The sequence below is a fragment of the Sanguibacter keddieii DSM 10542 genome (assembly GCF_000024925.1).
In the GTDB taxonomy this organism is placed as follows: domain Bacteria; phylum Actinomycetota; class Actinomycetes; order Actinomycetales; family Cellulomonadaceae; genus Sanguibacter; species Sanguibacter keddieii.
Genome location: NC_013521.1, coordinates 1,096,541 through 1,116,926, shown reverse-complemented (window position 1 = coordinate 1,116,926; position 20,386 = coordinate 1,096,541). Strand labels below are relative to the sequence as shown.

16 protein-coding genes are annotated in these 20,386 nt (G+C 71.5%); 8 read left to right on the top strand and 8 right to left on the bottom strand.

The genetic code is table 11. The annotated features are described in order from the left end of the window. Positions 1-117: 117 nt before the first annotated feature. The 3 genes from SKED_RS04715 to SKED_RS04705 are packed head-to-tail and all read right to left on the bottom strand — an operon-like array spanning position 118 to position 1,911. A complete protein-coding gene (locus SKED_RS04715; protein ID WP_012865984.1) occupies positions 118-819 on the bottom strand; it encodes a methylated-DNA--[protein]-cysteine S-methyltransferase in 702 nt (233 codons plus the stop codon). Then, entirely contained in the window at positions 806-1,363 is a 558-nt protein-coding gene (locus SKED_RS04710; protein WP_012865983.1) for an RNA polymerase sigma factor, read from the bottom strand. The genes SKED_RS04715 and SKED_RS04710 overlap by 14 nt, the downstream gene beginning before the upstream one ends. Beyond that, complete coding sequence (locus SKED_RS04705; protein WP_012865982.1) at positions 1,363-1,911, bottom strand: methylated-DNA--[protein]-cysteine S-methyltransferase; 549 nt, start codon at positions 1,909-1,911, stop codon at positions 1,363-1,365. The genes SKED_RS04710 and SKED_RS04705 overlap by 1 nt, the downstream gene beginning before the upstream one ends. A 229-nt stretch (positions 1,912-2,140) precedes the next feature. Here SKED_RS04705 and adhE point away from each other — a divergent pair, with 229 nt between their 5' ends. After that, positions 2,141-4,954, top strand: a complete 2,814-nt coding sequence (gene adhE / locus SKED_RS04700) for a bifunctional acetaldehyde-CoA/alcohol dehydrogenase (protein ID WP_012865981.1) — start codon at positions 2,141-2,143, stop codon at positions 4,952-4,954. Between the two features lie 251 nt (positions 4,955-5,205). On the opposite strand, the gene SKED_RS04695 is transcribed toward adhE, so the two are convergent. The 3 genes from SKED_RS04695 to SKED_RS04685 form a co-directional block, all read right to left on the bottom strand. Next, positions 5,206-5,883 carry a M15 family metallopeptidase gene (locus SKED_RS04695; protein ID WP_245534606.1) on the bottom strand — a complete coding sequence of 226 codons (678 nt, stop codon included), beginning with the start codon at positions 5,881-5,883 and terminating at the stop codon, positions 5,206-5,208. 511 nt (positions 5,884-6,394) lie between these two features. Beyond that, a complete protein-coding gene (locus SKED_RS04690; protein WP_012865979.1) occupies positions 6,395-7,435 on the bottom strand; it encodes a hemolysin family protein in 1,041 nt (346 codons plus the stop codon). Then, positions 7,432-8,763, bottom strand: coding sequence for a hemolysin family protein (locus SKED_RS04685; RefSeq protein ID WP_012865978.1), 1,332 nt, complete (start codon positions 8,761-8,763; stop codon positions 7,432-7,434). The genes SKED_RS04690 and SKED_RS04685 overlap by 4 nt, the downstream gene beginning before the upstream one ends. A 270-nt stretch (positions 8,764-9,033) precedes the next feature. Here SKED_RS04685 and SKED_RS04680 point away from each other — a divergent pair, with 270 nt between their 5' ends. From SKED_RS04680 to SKED_RS04655, 6 genes are all read left to right on the top strand, one after another. Continuing rightward, complete coding sequence (locus SKED_RS04680; RefSeq protein ID WP_012865977.1) at positions 9,034-9,768, top strand: response regulator transcription factor; 735 nt, start codon at positions 9,034-9,036, stop codon at positions 9,766-9,768. Positions 9,769-9,784: 16 nt separating this feature from the next. After that, positions 9,785-10,933, top strand: coding sequence for a HAMP domain-containing sensor histidine kinase (locus SKED_RS04675; protein ID WP_012865976.1), 1,149 nt, complete (start codon positions 9,785-9,787; stop codon positions 10,931-10,933). 40 nt (positions 10,934-10,973) lie between these two features. Beyond that, entirely contained in the window at positions 10,974-11,933 is a 960-nt protein-coding gene (locus tag SKED_RS04670) for an ABC transporter ATP-binding protein (protein ID WP_012865975.1), read from the top strand. Further along, positions 11,930-12,748, top strand: a complete 819-nt coding sequence (locus tag SKED_RS04665) for an ABC transporter permease (protein WP_012865974.1) — start codon at positions 11,930-11,932, stop codon at positions 12,746-12,748. The genes SKED_RS04670 and SKED_RS04665 overlap by 4 nt, the downstream gene beginning before the upstream one ends. Positions 12,749-13,067: 319 nt before the next feature. After that, the gene (locus SKED_RS04660; RefSeq protein ID WP_042437780.1) at positions 13,068-16,955 is read left to right on the top strand and encodes a multifunctional oxoglutarate decarboxylase/oxoglutarate dehydrogenase thiamine pyrophosphate-binding subunit/dihydrolipoyllysine-residue succinyltransferase subunit; all 3,888 of its coding nucleotides are present in this window, start codon (positions 13,068-13,070) and stop codon (positions 16,953-16,955) included. A gap of 185 nt (positions 16,956-17,140) precedes the next feature. After that, positions 17,141-17,761 carry a GDSL-type esterase/lipase family protein gene (locus SKED_RS04655; protein WP_012865972.1) on the top strand — a complete coding sequence of 207 codons (621 nt, stop codon included), beginning with the start codon at positions 17,141-17,143 and terminating at the stop codon, positions 17,759-17,761. A gap of 147 nt (positions 17,762-17,908) precedes the next feature. On the opposite strand, the gene SKED_RS04650 is transcribed toward SKED_RS04655, so the two are convergent. Next, entirely contained in the window at positions 17,909-18,763 is an 855-nt protein-coding gene (locus tag SKED_RS04650; protein ID WP_012865971.1) for a DUF4097 family beta strand repeat-containing protein, read from the bottom strand. A 186-nt stretch (positions 18,764-18,949) separates the two neighbouring features. Beyond that, complete coding sequence (locus SKED_RS04645; RefSeq protein ID WP_012865970.1) at positions 18,950-20,038, bottom strand: type IV pilus twitching motility protein PilT; 1,089 nt, start codon at positions 20,036-20,038, stop codon at positions 18,950-18,952. A 236-nt stretch (positions 20,039-20,274) separates the two neighbouring features. On the opposite strand from SKED_RS04645, the gene SKED_RS20950 reads away from it, so the two are divergent. Next, complete coding sequence (locus SKED_RS20950; RefSeq protein WP_156968370.1) at positions 20,275-20,349, top strand: 50S ribosomal protein bL37; 75 nt, start codon at positions 20,275-20,277, stop codon at positions 20,347-20,349. The last annotated feature ends 37 nt before the right edge of the window (positions 20,350-20,386 follow it).

The following is a 20,386-nucleotide window of genomic DNA, read 5'->3' as shown; positions in this document are numbered from 1 at the left end:
CGGTCGGGAGACGCCTCGAGCACCGTAGGGAGCGACGGTGGAGACCGGGTGTCGTGGTGCTGAACCGGGTGAGAACTCACGGCGGACGGCTGGCTCGGGCCAGCAGCCGAGGACGCGTCAGCGCGCAGCCTCCAGGTCGAGCAGCCAGCCCTTGGCGTCGGCTCCCCCGACGTACTGGCCCAGGGCGCCGTCCGAACGGACCACGCGGTGGCACGGCACGACGAGCGGCAACGGGTTGGTCGCGCAGGCGGTCCCGACGGCGCGGACCGCCCGCGGGCTGCCCGCGAGCGCGGCCACGGCCGCGTAGCTGGCCGTCTGCCCGTAGGGGATGTCCGGGAGGTGGCGAACGACCTCGCGTCGGAACCCGCTGGTCAGGGCGAGGTCGAGCGGGAGGTCGAAGCGCGTGCGCCTGCCGGCGAGGTACTCCTCGAGCTCGCGCACCACGGGATCCAGCCGCGCCGGTGCGCGCAGCACCCGAGGGCTGACCTTCCGGGCGAGCGTGTCGAGCACCTGGTCGAAGCCCTCGACGGCGAACGCGAGGCGCAGGACGCCGACCTCGGTCGCCGCGACCAGCATCTCGCCCACCGGGGTGTCGACGGTGCGGTAGGCGACGTCGAGCACGCCGTCGTCCGCCGCGGCCTGCGCCAGCCTGGCACGGAGCCTGCCCTCGACGGTCGCGCCCGCCGTCGGGTCGAGGTCGGCGAGGTCGCGGTCGCGGTCGCGGTCGGCGAGGTCACCGTCGCGGTCGACCGTGTCACCAAGGTCGTCGTGGAGAGGTCCGGGCTGGATGCTCCTGCCCTGTGTGTCAGCGTCGTGCACGGTGCACCTCCTGGGTCCTGGACGTCGTCTGGATCTGTGTCGTGCGGGGAGCCCGACCCGAGCCCACGTCCTGGTCCTGGTCCGCGAGCGCCGCGCGCAGCGCCTTCGTGCCGTCCGCTGCTGCGCGCCGGGCCGCCGCCTCGGTCCCTCCGAGCAGCGCGGCGACCTCGGCGTAGGGCAGGCCTCCGAGGTGGTGGAGGGCGACGGACTCACGCTGCTTGGTCGGCAGCGCGGCGAGGGCCGAGTAGAGGTCGAGCCGCTCGGCGACCCCGACCGCCTGGGTGGCCGGACGCTCGGGGAGGGCCTCGACGGGCAGCGCCCGTCGTGCGCGGGCGCGCAGGTGGTCGACGCACCTGCGACGCGCGATCGTGACGAGCCACGCCTCGACGTTCGCGTCGTCCGGGAGGTCGGGGTAGGCACGCATCGCGGAGAGGAAGGAGTCCGCCCACGCGTCGTCCGCGTCGTCCGGGCCCACGAGCGCCCGGCAGACGCGCAGCACGGCGGGGCCGTGCTGCGAGACGACGTGGTCGAAGGCGGCGCGCATCAGAAGAGCGTGTCCGCTCTGCGCCGCGGGTCCTCGAGCGCGAGCAGCAGCTCCTTGCGGGCGACCCCGCCGGCGTACCCGGTGAGCGTCCCGTCCGAGCCGACGACGCGGTGGCACGGGACGACGATCGACAGCGGGTTGCGGCCGTTGGCCGCACCGACGGCACGCACGAGGCGGGCGTCGCCCAGGGCGAGCGCGAGGTCGAGGTAGCTGCGCGTGGTCCCGTAGGGGATCTCGGCCAGCTGCTCCCAGACACGGAGCTGGAAGGGCGTGCCGACCGCGGCGGTCGGCACGGTGAACACCGTCCGCTCCCCCGCGAAGTACTCGGCGAGCTCCGCCTCGAGCTGGTCGGCACCGCGCTGGTCGGCACCGGGCTGGTCGACACCGGGCTGGTCGACACCGGGCTGACCTGTCGGCTGCGTCCACGGCTCCCCGAAGGTCGCGGGCAGGTGTGCGGCGTCGGCCATGTACAGGCCGCTGAGCACCCCGTCGGTGCTCACGGCCGTCAGCGGTCCGACGGGCGACTCGATCACCCGGTACGTCCTCACGTGTCGTCCTCTCGTCTGCGGCTGGAGCCATCATCCCAGCCACCCTGAAGACGTCTGGCACCCGTGGTTCGTGAGGTCGGGCGTCCACGACGTCCGCAACCTCCCGAGGAACTACAGCTGGCGGTCGACTCCTCAAAACATGGGACCTTTGACGCATGTGAGGGCCACCACACCCGAATAGCGTGGAAGACATCACCTACCCCGCAGCACATCCTGATCGAAGGACCTGATGACTCTCACCGACGCACCGACCACAGTCGCCGCAGAGATCGACGCACTCGTGACCGCAGGCAACGCCGCGCTCGCCGAGTACGCGAGCTTCACGCAGGAGCAGATCGACCACATCGTCAAGAAGGCGTCGGTCGCTGCCCTCAACCAGCACGGCGAGCTCGCGGTGCACGCCGTCCGCGAGACCGGCCGCGGGGTGTTCGAGGACAAGGCCGTGAAGAACATCTTCGCGTGCGAGCACGTCACCAACTCGATGCAGAACCTCAAGACCGTCGGCATCATCGGCCGCGACGAGCTCACGGGAATCACCGAGATCGCCGAGCCCGTCGGCGTGATCTGCGGCGTCACCCCGGTGACCAACCCGACCTCGACGGCGATCTTCAAGTCGCTCATCGCGCTCAAGACCCGCAACCCGATCATCTTCGGCTTCCACCCCTCGGCCCAGCAGTCCTCGGTCGCCGCGGCCCGTGTCGTCCGTGACGCCGCCGTCGCGGCAGGCGCACCGGCCGACTGCATCCAGTGGGTCGAGCACCCGTCGCTCGAGGCCACCAACCTCCTCATGAACCACCCGGGCGTCGCGCTCATCCTCGCGACCGGTGGCAACGCGATGGTCCGGGCCGCGTACTCCTGCGGCAAGCCCGCCCTCGGGGTCGGCGCCGGCAACGTCCCCGCCTTCATCGAGCGCAGCGCCAAGCTCAAGCGCGCCGTCAACGACGTGGTCCTCTCGAAGGCCTTCGACAACGGCATGATCTGCGCCTCCGAGCAGGCCGTCATCCTCGACGCCCCGATCTACGACGAGGCCATGGCCGAGTTCGCGACCCTGCACGCCTACACCGTGAACGCCGCCGAGAAGGCGATGCTCGAGGAGTTCATCTTCGGCGTCCAGGCCGACGGCACCAACTGCGGCGAGGCCAAGCTCAACCCGACGGTCGTCGGCCAGAGCCCCGAGTGGATCGCCTCCAAGGCGGGCTTCACGGTCCCCGAGGGCACGTCGATCATCCTCGCCGAGGTCTCCGAGGTCGGGCCGTCCGAGCCCCTCACCCGCGAGAAGCTCTGCCCCGTGCTCGCCGTGCTGCGCGCCGACGGCGCCGAGGAGGGCATCCGCCTCTCCGAGCAGATGGTGGAGTTCGACGGCCTCGGCCACTCGGGCTCGATCCACTCCGAGGACCAGGCGATCATCGAGGAGTTCGGCTCCCGCGTGAAGGCCGTCCGCATCATCACCAACGCGCCCAGCTCGCTCGGCGGCATCGGCGACATCTACAACGCCTTCATCCCCTCGCTGACCCTCGGCTGCGGCTCCTACGGCCACAACTCGGTCTCCAACAACGTGTCGGCCATCAACCTCGTCAACATCAAGCGCATCGGCCGGAGGAACAACAACTTGCAGTGGTTCAAGGTCCCCGCCAAGACGTACTTCGAGCCGAACGCCATCCGCTACCTCGCCGACATGCGGGGCATCAGCCGGGTCACCATCGTCACCGACTCGACCATGACCCGCCTCGGCTTCGTCGACAAGATCCTCGACGTGCTCAACCGCCGCGGCGACCGCGTCGCCCTGCAGATCATCGACGACATCCTCCCCGAGCCGACCGTCGACTCGGTCACCGCAGGTGCCGAGCTCATGCGGGCCTTCCACCCCGACACGATCATCGCCCTCGGTGGCGGATCGCCCATGGACGCCGCGAAGGTCATGTGGCTCCTGTACGAGCACCCCGAGATCGAGTTCGCGGACATGAAGGAGAAGTTCTTCGACGTCCGCAAGCGCGCCTTCAAGTTCCCCGACCTCGGCGAGAAGGCCAGCCTCGTCTGCATCCCGACCACCTCGGGCACCGGCTCCGAGATGACCCCCTTCGCGGTCATCACCGACCCGGTCACGGGCAAGAAGTACCCGCTCGCCGACTACGCGCTCACCCCGACCGTCGCCATCGTCGACCCCGCGCTGACCGCGATGATGCCCGGCTTCCTCGCTGCCGACTCCGGCTTCGACGCCCTGACCCACGCGACCGAGGCCTTCGTCTCCGTCTACGCGAACGACTTCACCGACGGCCTCTGCCTGCACGCCATCAAGCTGATCTTCGAGAACATCGAGGCCTCGGTCAACGGCGCACCGGGCAGCACCGACCAGACGGTCGTCAAGGCCCGCGAGAAGATGCACAACGCCGCGACCATCGCCGGCATGGCCTTCGGCAACGCGTTCCTCGGGATCGTGCACGCGATGGCGCACGTCACCGGGTCGGCCTTCCACCTCATCCACGGCCGCACCAACGCGACCTACCTGCCGCACGTCATCCGCTACAACGGCACCGTGCCCACGAAGCTCACCAGCTGGCCCAAGTACGAGCACTACGTCGCACCCGAGCGCTTCCAGGAGATCGCCAAGCACCTCGGGCTCCCGGCGTCGACCCCGGCCGAGGGTGTCGAGTCCTACGCCAAGGCCGTCGAGGCGCTCCGCGACAAGGTCGGCATCGCCCCGTCCTTCCAGGCCCAGGGCGTGGCCGAGGAAGACTTCATCGGGAGCCTGGACATGCTCGCCATGGGTGCCTACGAGGACCAGTGCGCACCGGCCAACCCCCGCATGCCGATGCTCGAGGACATGAAGACCATCATGGAGGCCGCGTACTACGGCACCTCCTTCGAGGCCGTCCGGGCCAGCCGACGGGCCGCCGTCGAGCCGACCGTCCCGGCCGAGGCCACCGTCCCGGCCGAGGCCCTCGTCAGCGTCCCCGCGGAGACCACGCCGGGCACCACCCCGGACGACGCAGCCGAGACCTCCGCGGAGCCCGCAGCGGCCCCGAAGAAGGGCCGCCGCCGCTAGGGCTGCGCTGCCTGAGGCACGGACGAGAGGCCCCGCTCCACGTCGGAGCGGGGCCTCTCACGTCGTCGAGGCGTACCGGCAGACACCTGCTCCCGCCGAAGCCGTCCGCAGATCCGACAGACCCTGCCCGCAGACCCGACAGTCCCTGTCCGCAGACGCCGAGAGCCCCTGCCTGCAGACACTGAGAGCCCCTGTCCAGGAGGACAGGGGCTCTCAGGTGGTGCAGGTACGGGTGGAGCAGCGGGACGAGGTCAGCTGCGTCCCTCGACGCCCTCGGTGAACTCCCAGTGCCACGGCTCGTAGGCGCCGCTGCCGCCGGGACGTGCCCAGGCCGGGTTGTCCCAGCCGTACTTCGGGGCGTTCTCCTTGAGCCAGCTGAACTTCGCGGGGGGTGAGTACGTCGCGGAGTTGAGGTCGACCGCAAGGCCCCAGCCGTGCTCCGACTTGCCGGGCGTCGCGGCGAGCCCACCCTTGGAGCCCTTGAGCGACACCTGCGACGCGAGCGTCCGGTAGCCGTCGGTGATGAGCATGCTCTCGCCCCACGCGGCCTTGTAGGCCTCGTTGAGCGCGGTGAGGGCGTCGGCCGCGTCGGCACGGACGTACTTGCCGGTGCCCCAGAGCTCGCACAGGCCGTCCTGCGACAGGTTGCCGTTGGAGCCGCTGGGCATCGTCATGATGTCGCAGCCGGAGGCGGTCAGCGAGGTGCGGTCCTCGGAGCGGCTCGCCGCGGCGACGGTGCGCTCCTCGGTGGGCACCGACTGCGCGAGGCTGGCCGGGACGGTCGAGCCGCCGGAGCCGGTCGCGAGGACGCTCGTGGCGGTCGGGCCGACGGCCTCGGCAGGCGCGTCGGGCAGCTCGACGACCGGTGCGGCCGCGTCGAGGGACTCCGCCTGGAGCTCCGTGGACGCGCTCCCAGCTCCAGCCGACACGGGCACGGCGATGGTCGCGACAGCGAGGCTGGTCAGGACCGCGGCACGCGGGATCCAGCGGTGGTTCGCCGACTGGGCCGAGGGCGCCGTCGGGGCAGAGGTCCGTCGGGTCCGGGCGGGACGGCGCGACTCGCGTTCTGCTGCTTCACGGAGTGCCCGTCGGGAGAGGGGAGCATCACCTGCGTTCAGGTCGGACTGCTGCTCCACCACACCTCCATCGTCGTGCTGCGTACCTGCCGGCTGGTGCCGGGCAGACGAAGCGGCCTCGCTCCTCGGTCCGGTTCGACCCGGACGAGGTGGCAAGACCGCAGAACCTCTATCACGGAACAGTAACGAAGGATCGCCCCGTTTCCAACCCCGTCACGGCAAGTTCACCTGCGGGGGACGTGAGGACGGCGTGAGGAGCCCGTGAAGCCGCAGGTGCTCCCACGGCCCCCGGCGACACCCGAGCGGGCCGTGTGACAGCCCGCACAGGAGGTGCAGGAGGTACACGAGGCACCGCGCCCGTCCCCTACCGCGCCTCGCGCTGCATGGCGTCACGCACCTCGCCGACGAGCTCCTCGAGGATGTCCTCGAGGAACACGACACCGAGCACGCGCTCGCCGTCCCAGACCCGCGCGAGGTGCGCGCCCGAGCGCTGCATCGCCCGCAGGACGGCCTCGACCTCGTCGCCGGGCGACGCCTCGGCGAGCGCCCGGGTCCGCCACACCTGGAGCGGGACGTCCCGCTGGTCGTCCGTCGCGAAGAGGACGTCCTTGAGGTGCAGGTAGCCGATGAGGTCGCCGCCGGGGTCGGCGACCGGGAAGCGGCTGTACCCCGTCCGCGCCACGAGCCGCTCGACCTCGTCGGGCGTGCAGCCCTCCGCGAGGGTCACGAGGCCGTCGAGCGGCACCATGACGTCGGCGGCGGTGCGCTCGGAGAACTCGATCGCACCGGCGAGCAGGCCCTGCTCGTCGACGAGCGAGCCCTGCGCCTGCGAGTGCTCGAGGATCGACTGCACCTCCTCGGCGGTGAAGGCCGACGCGACCTCGTCCTTGGGCTCGACGCCCGTCAGACGCACCGCGTGGTTGGCGAGCCAGTTGAGGGCCACGATCACCGGGCGCAGGACACGGCCGATGATCACCAGCGGCGGCCCGAACCACAGCACGGCCTTGTCCGGCCCGGAGACCGACAGGTTCTTGGGGACCATCTCGCCGAGCACCACGTGCAGGTAGACGACCACGGCGAGCGCCAGCACGAAGGAGATCGGGTGCACGAGGGCCGAGCTCACGCCGAGCGCCTCGAGCGGACCCTCGATGAGGTGCGCGAGCGCCGGCTCGGCGATCACGCCGAGCCCGGTCGAGCACACGGTCACGCCGAGCTGCGCACAGGCCAGCATGAGGGAGACGTGCTCCATCGCCCACAGCACCGTCTTGGCGCGCTTGTTGCCCGCGAGCGCCAGCGGCTCGATCGCGCTGCGTCGGGCCGAGATGATCGCGAACTCCGCGCCCACGAAGAACGCGTTGGCGGCGAGCAGCAGCACGCCGATGGTCAGTGCGAGCCCGGAGCTCATGCCGTGTCCCCCGTCCGCAGGCGGAGCCGGTCGACCCGGCGCCCGTCCATCTCCTCGACCGTCGCCGTGATGGTGGCTCCCTCGTACTCCGCGTCGATGCGGACCTCGTCGCCGACCACGGGGACCCGGCCGAGCCGGGCCATGACCAGGCCGCCGAGGGTCTCGTAGTCGGGGCCCTCGGGGACGCGCAGCGTCGTGCGCTCCTCGAGCTCGTCGGGGCGCAGCAGCCCGGGGACGACCCACGAGCCGTCCGAGGCGAGCAGCGCGCCCGCGCGCCGTGCGTCGTGCTCGTCGGAGACCTCGCCGACGAGCTCCTCGACCACGTCCTCGAAGGTCACCACGCCGGAGGTGCCGCCGTACTCGTCGACGACCACGGCCATCTGCATGCCGAAGGACCGCAGCTCGACGAGCAGCGGTCCCAGCCGCACGGTCTCGGGCACCCGGGGGGCCTCGTCCATGAGTGCGACCGCCGGGACGTGGTCGCGCCGCTCGCGCGGGACGGCCACGGCCCGTCGCAGGTGGACCAGCCCGACGATGTCGTCGCGGGAGGCGTCGATCACGGGGAAGCGCGAGTGGCCGGTGCGTCGGGCGAGCTCGATGACCTCGTTGGCGGTGTCCTCCCGAGCGACGACCGCCACGCGCATCCGGTCGGTCATGACGTCGACGGCGGTGAGCTCGTCGAGCTCGACGGCGTTGGTGATGAGCCGGGCGGTCGAGACGTCGAGCGTGCCGACCTGCGCCGACCTGCGGACCAGTGCCGCGAGCTCGGGGGCGGAGCGCGCGCCCGACAGCTCTTCCTTGGGCTCGACGCCCACGCGGCGCAGGATCGCGTTGGCGGAGCCGTTGAGGGCGGCGATGACGGGTCGCAGGAGCCGGGTGAACACACGCTGGACGGGGACCACCTGGCGGGCGGTCGGCAGCGGGCGGCTCAGGGCGTAGTTCTTGGGGATGAGCTCGCCGAAGAGCATCGAGAAGAAGTTGACCAGCAGGAGCGACACGGTCACGGCGAGCACGCCGGCGACGGTCGCCGACAGCGCCGTGCTCTCGAGCGGGCCGCCGACGAGGTTCGCGATCGCGGGCTGGGCCGTGTAGCCGAGCAGGATGGTGGTGATGGTGATGCCCACCTGCGCGGAGGAGAGCTCCGTCGACAGGTGCTTGACCGCGCCGCGGACGCTCCGGCCCCGCCAGTCGGGCGAGTCCTCCTCGTCGTCGTCGTCCGAGCCGACGACCGCGGGGTCGAGCGTGACGAGCGAGAACTCGCTCGCGACGAACACGGCGGTCCCGATGGTGAGGAGGACCCCGAGGCCGATGAACAACCAGTCGGTCACCGAGGTTCACCGCCGCCGTGCGTCCAGCAGGCCCTGCGGACCAGCCCCCCGCACAGTGCGCGCGCAGCGCGCGGGCGAGGAAGACCTGGGCCGAGGTGAGTCGAGGTCGGGGGGAGATGTCGAGACGAGCCGTCAGCAGTCATCAGGATGAGAATAATAGCCGCGCCGCCGCACGCCACCGGGCCGCCTCCACAGTTCCTCCAGCGAACGCTCGCGCCTCGCCCGCCGTTTCTCGTGCCGAACCCCGGCCCGGTGTGGGATTGTGTGAACATGTCAGCCATCTCACCGCGCCCGGACAGCCCCTCAGCAGGGGCCTCGATCCTCATCGTCGAGGACGAGCCTGCGATCGCGACCGCGATCGCCCAACGACTGGGCGCCGAGGGGTGGCGCACGGAGGTCGCCCGCGACGGGCTCAGCGGCGTCGAGGCCGCCGCACGCATGCTCCCGGACGCCGTGGTGCTCGACGTGATGCTCCCCGGCATCGACGGGCTCGAGGTGTGCCGCCGCATCCAGGCAGAGCGCCCCGTCCCGATCCTCATGCTCACCGCTCGCGACGACGAGACCGACATGCTCATCGGGCTCGGGGTCGGCGCCGACGACTACATGACCAAGCCGTTCTCGATGCGCGAGCTCGTCGCGCGTCTCAAGGCCCTGCTGCGCCGGGTCGACCGCGCCGCGCAGGCCTCGTCGGCGCCCGACGGTGCCGAGCCGCCGATGGTCATCGGCGACGTGGTGATCGACCGTGCCCAGCGCCGGGTGCACCGTGCCGAGCAGGAGATCCACCTCACCCCGACGGAGTTCGAGCTGCTCGTGATGCTCGCGAGCTCTCCGAAGACCGTGCAGACCCGCGAGCGCCTGCTCGCCGAGGTCTGGGACTGGGCCGACGCGAGCGGGACCCGCACCGTCGACTCCCACATCAAGGCGCTGCGCCGCAAGCTCGGCGCGGACCTCATCCGCACGGTGCACGGGGTGGGCTACGCCTTCGAGCCGCCTGCGAGCGCCTGAGCCGGGAGTGCCCTCGATGAGCAGCCCGCGCACCGTCCGTCCGCTGCGGCCGCACCTGCCGGACGTGCGGCCGCTCGACCGGTTCAAGACCCTCAAGATCAAGATGGCGATCGTCGTCGCGGCCTCCGTGACGCTCGCCGCCTTCGTCACGTGGCTCGGCCTGCGGCACGACCTCGGCCCGACGCGGACCTTCCCGCTCGCCGTGCTCGCGTCGATGCTCTTCACCATGGTCGTGGCCCGCGGCATGACGTCGCCGCTGCGCGAGATGACGGCGGCGGCACGGTCGATGTCCGAGGGCGACTACAGCCGCCGAGTGCAGGCGACGAGCCGCGACGAGGTCGGCCAGCTCGCGACCGCGTTCAACATCATGGCGGAGGATCTCGACTCCTCCGACCGCGTGCGCCGCGAGCTCATCGCCAACGTGTCGCACGAGCTGCGGACCCCCGTGGCGGCGCTGCACGCCCAGCTCGAGAACCTCGTCGACGGGGTGGTCGAGCCGACGCCGGCGACCATGCAGACGGCGCTCACCCAGACGGAGCGCCTCACCCGGCTCATCGCCTACCTGCTCGACCTCTCGCGGGTGGAGGCCGGCGCCGCCGACCTCAACCTCACCGAGGTGGTCGCCCTCGACTTCCTCGAGGACACGGTGAGCTCGGTGTCGACGATCGAGGCGGGCAAGCAGCTCGCGTTCTTCGTCGAGGTCGAGCCCGAGGACGCCACGTTCACGGCCGACCCCGAGCGGTTGCGGCAGATCCTGGTGAACCTGCTGCACAACGCGATCCGGCACTCCCCCTTCATGGGAGAGGTGAGCATCCTGGCGCGGCGCACCGCCGACGAGATCGTCTTCGACGTGAGCGACAACGGCCCGGGGGTCGCCGTCGAGGACCGTCAGCGGATCTTCGAGCGGTTCGCCCGTGGCGGGACCGGCCCCAACGGTGCGCCGACGGCAGGCGGCACCGGGTCGGGCGGCACGGGGATCGGCCTGGCCATCGTGCGCTGGGCCGTCGACCTGCACGGCGGCACCGTCGAGGTCGCCGACACCCTCGCGGGAGCGACGATGCGCGTCGCCCTCCCCCAGCCTCCCGAGTCCGGGGCGCACGGTCCGCAGGACGGCGCAGCGGACGACGGCACGGACAGCACCGGCGACGTGGTCGGCCTGCGCTGACCCCTTGTTCTATCACCGCTAGAACAACTAGGGTTGTCGCATGCCCACGCCCCACACCGCCGACCACCCGCTCCCGACGACGCCTGCACCGCCCGGGACCGTCTCGCTGCGCGGCCTGACCAAGCGCTTCGGCGCGGTGACGGCCGTCGACGACCTCACGGTCGACGTCCTCCCAGGGCGCGTCACCGGGTTCCTGGGCCCGAACGGTGCCGGGAAGACCACCACGCTCCGCATGCTCCTGGGACTGGTCTCGTCCACGAGCGGCAGCGCGACGATCTCCGGGCTCCGCTACAGCCAGATCTCCGACCCGCTGCGCGAGGTGGGCGCAGCCCTCGAGGCCACGAGCTTCCACCCCGGACGCTCGGGGCTCGACCACCTGCGCACCTACGCCCCGTACGCCGGCGCTGACGACGCACGCTGCCACGAGCTCCTCGAGCAGGTCGGGCTGCAGCCCGCCGGCCGACGACGCGTGGGCGGGTACTCGCTCGGCATGCGCCAGAGGCTCGCCCTCGCGACCACGCTGCTCGGCGACCCGCAGGTGCTGCTCCTCGACGAGCCCGCGAACGGCCTCGACCCCGAGGGGATCCGGTGGCTGCGCGGGTTCCTGCGCCACCTCGCGGCGCAGGGCAAGACCGTCCTGGTCTCCAGCCACATGCTCTCCGAGGTCCAGCAGTCCGTCGACGACGTCGTGATCATCGCCCGGGGACGCCTGGTCCACTCCTCCTCGATGGCCGAGCTCGGCGCCCTCGCCGCGCCGCGCGTCGCCGTCGCCTCACCCGATGCCGACGGTCTCGCGCGGCTCGTCGCCGACCAGGGGTGGCACGTGTCCGGCGTGGCACCCGACGGCCGCACGCTCGAGGTCGACCACGTGAGCACCGCCCAGGTCGGGGCGGCCGCCTTCGCGTCCGGCGTCGAGCTGCACACCCTGGCCGACCGGACCGACAGCCTCGAGGACCTCTTCCTCCGGCTCACGCAGACGACGACGGGAGCCGCAGCATGAACGTCGCCCTGCGCAGCGAGTACCGCAAGCTCGTCACCACCCGCGTCTGGTGGGTGCTGCTCCTGGCCATGGCCGCCTACATGGCCTTCATCGGGGTGCTCCTCGGCTGGTCGCTCGCCGCGGGCAGCGCAGACGTCGGTGGCGTCGGTGGCGTCGGCGGCGCAGACCTCACCTCCCCGGACAGCATCCGTGGATCGGTGTACGGGACCGCGACCGCCTTCGGCTACGTGTTCCCCGTGGTCGTCGGGGCGCTCTCGATGACCGGGGAGTACCGGCACGGGACCATCACGCCGACCTTCCTCGCGAGCCCGTCGCGGACCCGCGTGCTCGTCGCGAAGATGCTCGCGTCCCTGCCGGTCGGCGCCCTCTACGGCACGGTCGCCACCCTCGCGGTCGTGGGCGCCGGGGCCGCCGGACTGGCGCTCGGCGGCGCGCCGACGCTCCTCGGCGACGCCGAGACCTGGACGCTCGTGGCCCGCTCCGTCCTCGCGCTCACCGTGTGGGCACCCGTCGGCGTGGCGCTCGGCTCGATCGTCACGAACCAGGTGCTCGCCGTCATCGCGATCCTCGTCTGGACGCAGTTCCTCGAGGCGGTGCTCAGGCTCGGCCTCGCCCAGGCCGGGGACGTCGGCACGACGGTCGCGAGCTACCTCCCGGGCGCCGCCGGGGAGTCGATCACGGGCGGCAGCTTCTTCTCCGCCGCCGGCGTGGCCGACACGCTCCCGTGGGGCGTCGGGCTCGCGGTCCTCGTCGGCTATGCGCTCGTCCTCGCGACGATCGGGGCTCGCACCACCCTCCGGCGCGACGTCGCCTGACCCCCACCGGCCCCGCGCGACCGGTTGACCGCGTGCCCGCGGGGCCGGTTGACCGCGTGCCGGCGGGGCGCCGCCGGCGCGCAGCACACCGCCCGGCCGCCATACCCGGGCCAGACGAATCCCACACCCTCTTTGGGCGATCACCAGACTCTCGTTGCCCTGCGTTTGCCAGCCGGTGAAGTCTGGAGAGATCGGACGAAACTCACTGGGCGAATAACCCCGGTTCCGGTCCGGGACCTTGGTCCCGAGGCCCTAGGCTGGGACGGTCAGATACCGCAGTCTGCGGTAGCGATCTGTACGAAAGTGGGCGAACCCTTCCGTGTCCTCGAATGCTGAGTCAGAGTCGATCAGCGCTGTGAGCGCCATCTTCGGAGCCAACGAGTGGCTGGTCGACGAGCTGTACGAGCAGTTCCTCGCCGACAAGAACGCGGTCGACCCCGCGTGGTGGGAGTTCTTCGAGAGCTACACGCCGGGCGAGACCAGCCCCGACACGTCGTCGCTCAGCACCCCCGAGGCGGCGGCGACCTCGAAGCCCGCAGCACCCTCGGGCCCCGCAGCGCAGGCGAAGGACGCGAGCACCGCCGCCGCGTCCGCGCCGGAGCCCGAGAGCGCATCCCCGGCACCCGCCGAGAAGGCCAGCGCCGCCGCAGCCGCGCCGCGCGCCCACGGCGAGCAGGCCGCCCGCCAGGCGCAGAAGGTCCAGAAGGCCGCCGAGTCCCAGGAAGCAGCCGTGCACGCCGACTCCCCCACCCAGCCCCCGGTCGCCACAGCCCAGCCTGCGACCGCCCCCTACGCCGAGGTCGCCAAGGCGCGCACCTCCCCCTCGTCCCCGTCGGGCGAGGACGACGTGCAGAAGCTCCGCGGGCCCGCCGCCCGCGTGGTCTCGAACATGGAGGCCAGCCTCACCGTCCCGACCGCGACGTCGGTGCGCGCCATCCCGGCCAAGCTCATGGTCGACAACCGCATCGTCATCAACAACCACCTCGTCCGCGGTCGCGGCGGCAAGGTGTCGTTCACGCACCTCATCGGCTTCGCGCTCGTCGAGGCCCTCAAGGAGATGCCCTCGATGAACGCGGCCTACGCGCTCGTCGACGGCAAGCCCTCGGTGATCCGGCCCGCGCACGTGAACTTCGGCCTCGCGATCGACCTCCCGAAGCCCGACGGCACCCGCCAGCTCCTCGTCCCGAGCATCAAGGCCGCCGAGACGATGGACTTCGCGCAGTTCTGGGCCGCCTACGAGGACATCGTCCGCCGCGCCCGCAACAACAAGCTCACGGTCGAGGACCACCAGGGCGCCACGATCTCGCTCACCAACCCCGGCACCATCGGCACCGTGCACTCCGTGCCGCGCCTGGTGACCGGCCAGGGCGCGATCATCGGCGTCGGCGCGATGGACTACCCGGCCGAGTTCGCCGGCGCCTCCCTCGAGCAGCTGTCCAAGATGGCGATCTCCAAGGTCCTCACCATCACCTCGACCTACGACCACCGGATCATCCAGGGCGCCGCCTCTGGCGACTTCCTGCGGATCCTGGGCATCAAGCTGCTCGGCGAGGACGGGTTCTACGACCGCGTCTTCACCTCGCTGCGGGTCCCCTACGAGCCCGTGCGCTGGGTGCGCGACAACACCGTCGACGCCGACGCCGAGGCCGCCAAGCCCGCGCGCATCGCCGAGCTCATCCACTCGTACCGCTCGCGCGGACACCTCATGGCGGACACCGACCCGCTGGCCTACCGCCAGCGCAAGCACCCCGACCTCGACGTCCAGACGCACGGCCTCACGCTGTGGGACCTCGACCGTGTCTTCCCCGTCAACGGGTTCGGCCCCAAGCCCAAGGCGACGCTCCGCGACGTCCTCGGCCTGCTGCGCGACTCGTACTGCCGCACCATCGGCGCGGAGTACATGCACCTGGCCGACCGCACCCAGCGCAAGTGGCTGCAGGAGCGCCTCGAGGCCGGGTACGAGCGCACGCCTCGCGAGGAGCAGCTGCGGATCCTGCGCAGGCTCAACTCCGCCGAGGCCTTCGAGACCTTCCTGCAGACCAAGTTCGTCGGCCAGAAGCGCTTCTCGCTCGAGGGCGGCGAGTCCGTCATCGCGCTCCTCGACGGTGTGCTCTCGGGCGCGGCCGACGCCGGGCTCGACGAGGTCTGCATCGGCATGGCGCACCGCGGGCGCCTCAACGTGCTCGCCAACATCGCCGGCAAGAGCTACGCGCAGATCTTCTCGGAGTTCGAGGGCAACCAGGACCCGCGCACGGTCCAGGGCTCCGGAGACGTCAAGTACCACCTCGGCACCGAGGGCACCTTCACGTCCGAGTCGGGCGCGACCACCAAGGTGTACCTCGCGGCCAACCCCTCGCACCTCGAGGCCGTCGACCCCGTGCTCGAGGGCATCGTCCGCGCCAAGCAGGACCGGATCGACCTCGGCGGCGACGGGTTCTCGGTGCTGCCGATCCTCATCCACGGCGACGCGGCCTTCGCCGGCCAGGGCGTCGTGACCGAGGTCCTCAACCTCGCCCAGCTGCGCGGCTACCGCACCGGCGGGACGATCCACGTGGTCATCAACAACCAGGTGGGCTTCACCACCGGCCCGTCGTCCTCGCGCTCGACCCTCTACTGCACCGACGTGGCCAAGGGCCTCCAGGTGCCGATCTTCCACGTGAACGGCGACGACCCCGAGGCCGTCGTCCGCGTCGCACAGCTCGCCTTCGAGTTCCGCGAGCAGTTCGACCGCGACGTCATCATCGACATGGTCTGCTACCGCCGACGTGGCCACAACGAGGGCGACGACCCCTCGATGACCCAGCCGCTCATGTACAACCTCATCGAGGCCAAGCGCTCGGTCCGCAAGCTCTACACCGAGAACCTCGTCGCCCGCGGCGACATCAGCGTCGAGGAGGCCGAGCAGGTCCTCGCCGACTACCAGGCACAGCTCGAGCGGGTCTTCACCGAGACGCGCGAGGGTGGCTACACCCCGCCGGCCAACTCCGACCCCGTGGCCGGCCTCGAGCGGCCCGAGTCGCAGCGCGAGGACGCCGGCACCATGGTCGGCTGGAAGACCGCGACGGACCAGGCGGTCCTCGACCGGATCGGCCAGGCGCACGCCACGCCGCCCGAGGGCTTCACCGTGCACCCCAAGCTCGCGCAGCTCCTCGAGAAGCGTGCGGCGATGTCTTCCGAGGGTGGCATCGACTGGGGCTACGGCGAGATCCTCGCCTTCGGCTCGCTCCTCATGGAGGGCACGCCGATCCGTCTCGCCGGGCAGGACTCGCGCCGCGGCACCTTCGTGCAGCGCCACGCGGTCATGCACGACCGCGAGACCGGCGCCGAGTGGACTCCCCTGCTCTACCTCTCGGGCGACCAGGCGAAGCTCTGGGTCTACGACTCCTCGCTCAGCGAGTTCGCCGCCCTCGGCTTCGAGTACGGCTACTCGGTCGAGCGCCCCGACGCGCTCGTGCTGTGGGAGGCGCAGTTCGGCGACTTCGTCAACGGCGCCCAGACGATCATCGACGAGTTCATCTCGTCGGCCGAGCAGAAGTGGGGCCAGAACTCCTCGGTCGTGCTGCTGCTGCCGCACGGCTACGAGGGTCAGGGACCGGACCACTCCTCCGCCCGCGTCGAGCGGTTCCTCCAGCTGTGCGCCGAGGACAACCTCACGGTCGCGTTCCCGAGCACGCCGGCGTCGTACTTCCACCTGCTGCGCCGTCAGGCCTACGACCGCCCGCGCCGTCCGCTCGTGGTGATGACCCCGAAGTCGATGCTCCGCCTCAAGGCTGCTGCGTCCCCGACCGAGGACTTCACCAGCGGCACCTTCCGCGAGATCATCCGCGACGACCTCGCCGAGGCCCAGGCCTCGAAGGTCGACCGCGTGCTGCTCTGCTCGGGCAAGGTCTACTACGACCTGATCGCCCACCGCGTGAAGAGCGGCGACACGTCGACCGCGATCGTCCGCCTCGAGCAGCTCTACCCGCTCGAGGGCGAGATGCTCACCGAGGCCGTCGCGGCCTTCGGTGACGCCGAGCTCGTGTGGGTCCAGGACGAGCCCGAGAACCAGGGTGCGTGGCCGTTCATCGCGCTCAACGCCCCCGAGGCGCTCGGCCGCGAGATGCGGGTCGTCTCGCGCTCCGCGTCGGCCTCGCCGGCGGCGGGCTCCGCCAAGAAGCACCTCGCCGAGCAGACGGACCTCGTCGAGCGGGCCTTCGCCCGCTGAGAGCCAGCACCGTACTGCTCTGCCCGGACGGGCGCACGACACGCACTCGCGTGGCGGGCGCCCGTTCCGCGTCTGCGGCCACCACCTGACGGACAATGGGGCGAGCAGGCCCCACGGACGCCCGGCACCCTCGCCGTCCCACGTCTTCCCACGCCGTCCCTCAGACCGAACGACCAGGAGCACCCGTGACATCGCCAGGCCAGGACCAGCTGCGCATCTGCGTCGTCGGCGACGAGCTCGCCGCCGGCGTCGGAGACCCGAAGGGGCTCGGCTGGCTCGGACGGGTCACCGCCCGCACCCACGCACCCGCGCTGACCATGGTGTTCCCGCTCGTCGTCCCCGGCGAGACCACCACCGCCCTCAGCGCCCGCTGGGAGGGCGAGTTCAACCGCCGCGCGACGGGCGCCCCCGAGGTCGACCACCGGCTCGTCATCGCGCTCGGCCGCGCCGACGTCGACGCCGACCTCTCGGTCGCGCGCAGCCGCCTCAACCTCGCGAACATGCTCGACGTCGCCGACTCCCGCCGCGTCCCCGCCTTCGTGGTCGGTCCGCCCCCGGGGGCAGACGCCGACCGTGAGCGCCTCGCCGAGCTGTCCTCCGCCTTCGGGGACGTCGCCAACCGTCGCAGGGTCCCCTACGTCGACACCTTCACGCCCCTGGTCGACCACGAGCAGTGGCTCGGCGACCTCGCCGCCAACGGCACGCCCTACCCCGGCCAGGCCGGCTACGGCCTCATGGCGTGGCTCGTGCTGCACACCGGCTGGTACCGCTGGCTCGGCCTCCCGGACGACGACCAGACCGCCTGAGCCTGGAGGCCAGAGGCACCGGCACGCAGCCGCAGGTCTCGACAGACGACAAGGAGCCCGCACTCGGTGAGTGCGGGCTCCTCCCTGTCTTGCTCGGCGCTGCTCGGCTCAGTGCCGCTCGACGCCGATCGGCGCTCGTCGTCGCCGTCAGAGCGTGTGCGACACCGTGATGTCGCCGGACACCGTGCTGGCGTCGACGAAGAGCGTCGCGCCGGGCTCGTCCCGGGTGATCTGGGCCGTGCGGCTCTCGCCCTTGATGCGCTCGCCGTCGAAGGACGCCGTCCCGGTGACGGTGCGCGCCCGGAGGTCGATGCCGGTCTCCGGCGCGACACGGACCGAGATCCGCCCCGACACCGTCTTGGTGGTGACCTGACCTGACGCACCGGCCAGCTCGAGGGCGACGTCGCCCGACACGGTCTGCGCGTCCACGCGGGTGAGCGTGCCGGCCACGTGCGCCGACCCGGAGACGGTCCGGACGGTGGCGCGGCCGGCGTGCCGCGTCACGGCAGCCCGCCCTGAGGCGGTGGTGAGGGACAGCGGTCCGGAGATCCCCACGGCCTCGGCCGATCCGCTCGCCGTCGTCACCGAGACGGACGCCTCGACGTCCTGCACGCTCACGTCAGAGCGCACCGTCGTCACCTTGACCGTCGCCGCGCGGGGGACGCGGACCACCACGTCGGCGCTGTCCTTGGCCGAGACGCTCTTGAACCGGTCGACGAGGCCCTCGACGCCGGAGAAGTCGTACGACACCGAGAAGGTCTCGCCCTCGAGCCGTGCCACGACGGGACGGTCGGAGAGCGCCGTGACGTCGAGCTCGACGTCGGCACGGTCGTGCGCCTCGACGCGCACCGTGCCACCGGTGAGGGCCACGACCACCCGCGTGATCGGCCCGTCGCCCGCGCCAGGCTGCTCGCCGAAGGCTGCCGCCGCGTCAGCCGCGTTGGCCACCACAGAGGTCGTCAGGGTCCGCGGGGCCGCGATCACCCAGGTCTCGTTGCGCATGCATCCTCCAGGTCGTGGCGGTGCAGGTCAGCGCTCAGGCGTGCGCCCGGGCCCTGCACCTCGTCGTCCCACCGTAGACGTCCCGGCTGGGTGCCACCAGAGACGGGGCCCCGGAGACGAGGTCCGCGTCTGGCCGGCTGACGCGCCGCACAGGCAGCACAGGCAGCACAGGCAGCACAGGCTGCGTCAGCCGATGAGGCCTGCCCCGCGCAGCTCGACCGTGAGGTCCTGGGGGTTGGTCGACACGGCACACGCGTCCTCGTAGCTCACGACCCCGTCACGGACCAGGTCGAACAGGTGCTGGTCGAAGGTCTGCATCTTGTAGTAGCCACCGTCGGCGATGAGGTCCAGCAGCGGCGGGTTGTTCCCGGGGTCGACGATCGCCTCGGCCGTCCGCCCGGTGTTGACCATGACCTCGCACACGACGCGCCGACCGGCGGAGTCGGCCCGGCGGACCAGGCGCTGCGACACGACGCCCCGCAGCGACTGCGACAGCGCCGAGCGCACCTGGGTCTGCTCGTGGGGCGGGAAGAAGTCGACCACGCGGTTGATGGTCTCCTGCGCGTCGATGGTGTGGAGGGTCGACATCACCAGGTGACCGGTCTCGGCGGCGGCCAGCGCCGCCCGGACTGTCTCGGCATCGCGCATCTCGCCGACGAGGATCACATCAGGGTCCTGGCGCATCGCGGCGCGCAGCGCAGAGCCGAAGTCGTTGGTGTCGTGGCGGACCTCGCGCTGCGAGATGATCGCCTTCTTGTCCTCGTGGAGCACCTCGATCGGGTCCTCGATCGAGATGATGTTCACCTCGCGGAGGGTGTTGATGAGGTCGACCATCGACGCGAGGGTGGTCGTCTTGCCGGACCCGGTCGGCCCGGTGACCAGCACCAGCCCGCGCGGCTCGAGCGCGAGCTCGCCGACCACCTCGGGGAGACCGAGCTCGGAGAGCGACACGGTCCCCTCGGTGACGCGCCGCAGGACGAGCCCGACGTGCCCGCGCGCCTGGTAGGCGTTGACACGGAAGCGCCCGACGCCGTCGAGCTGGTAGGCGAAGTCGGCCTCGTGGTTGCGCTCGAAGTCCGTGAGGAAGCTGTCGGGGAGCACCTCCGCGAGCATCGCGAGGGTGTCCGCGGGCTCGAGCGGCGCGACCTGCAGCCGGCGCAGACGGCCGTCGACGCGCACCCGCGGCGACGAGCCGACCTTGCAGTGCAGGTCGGAGGCCCCGGTGCTCGCGAGGGCGTGGAGCAGCGGGATGACGGACTGGCGCGGTTCACTCACGTGCGGTCCATCGGCAGGTCACGACCCGAACTTGAGCGTCACGTCCCGAGCTACGGGGCGCATGCTGGTCCGGCAGTCTCGGGGCTCAGGTGCGCCTGCGGTCCGACGGGCTCGAGGCTCCGGGGCGCATGCTGGTCCGTCGAGTTCGAGGCACAGCCTCAGGTGTGGGACCATAGAGACGAGGCAGTGCGCTCACGCGCGCGGCCAACCAGTCCTTTCGACGTCAGGGAGTAACCATGAGCAAGCGCGGACGCAAGCGTCGCAGCCGTAAGGGCAGCGCAGCGAATCACGGCAAGCGTCCCAACGCCTGATTCGTCGATACGTACACGAAGGGCCCTGTCGCAGCTG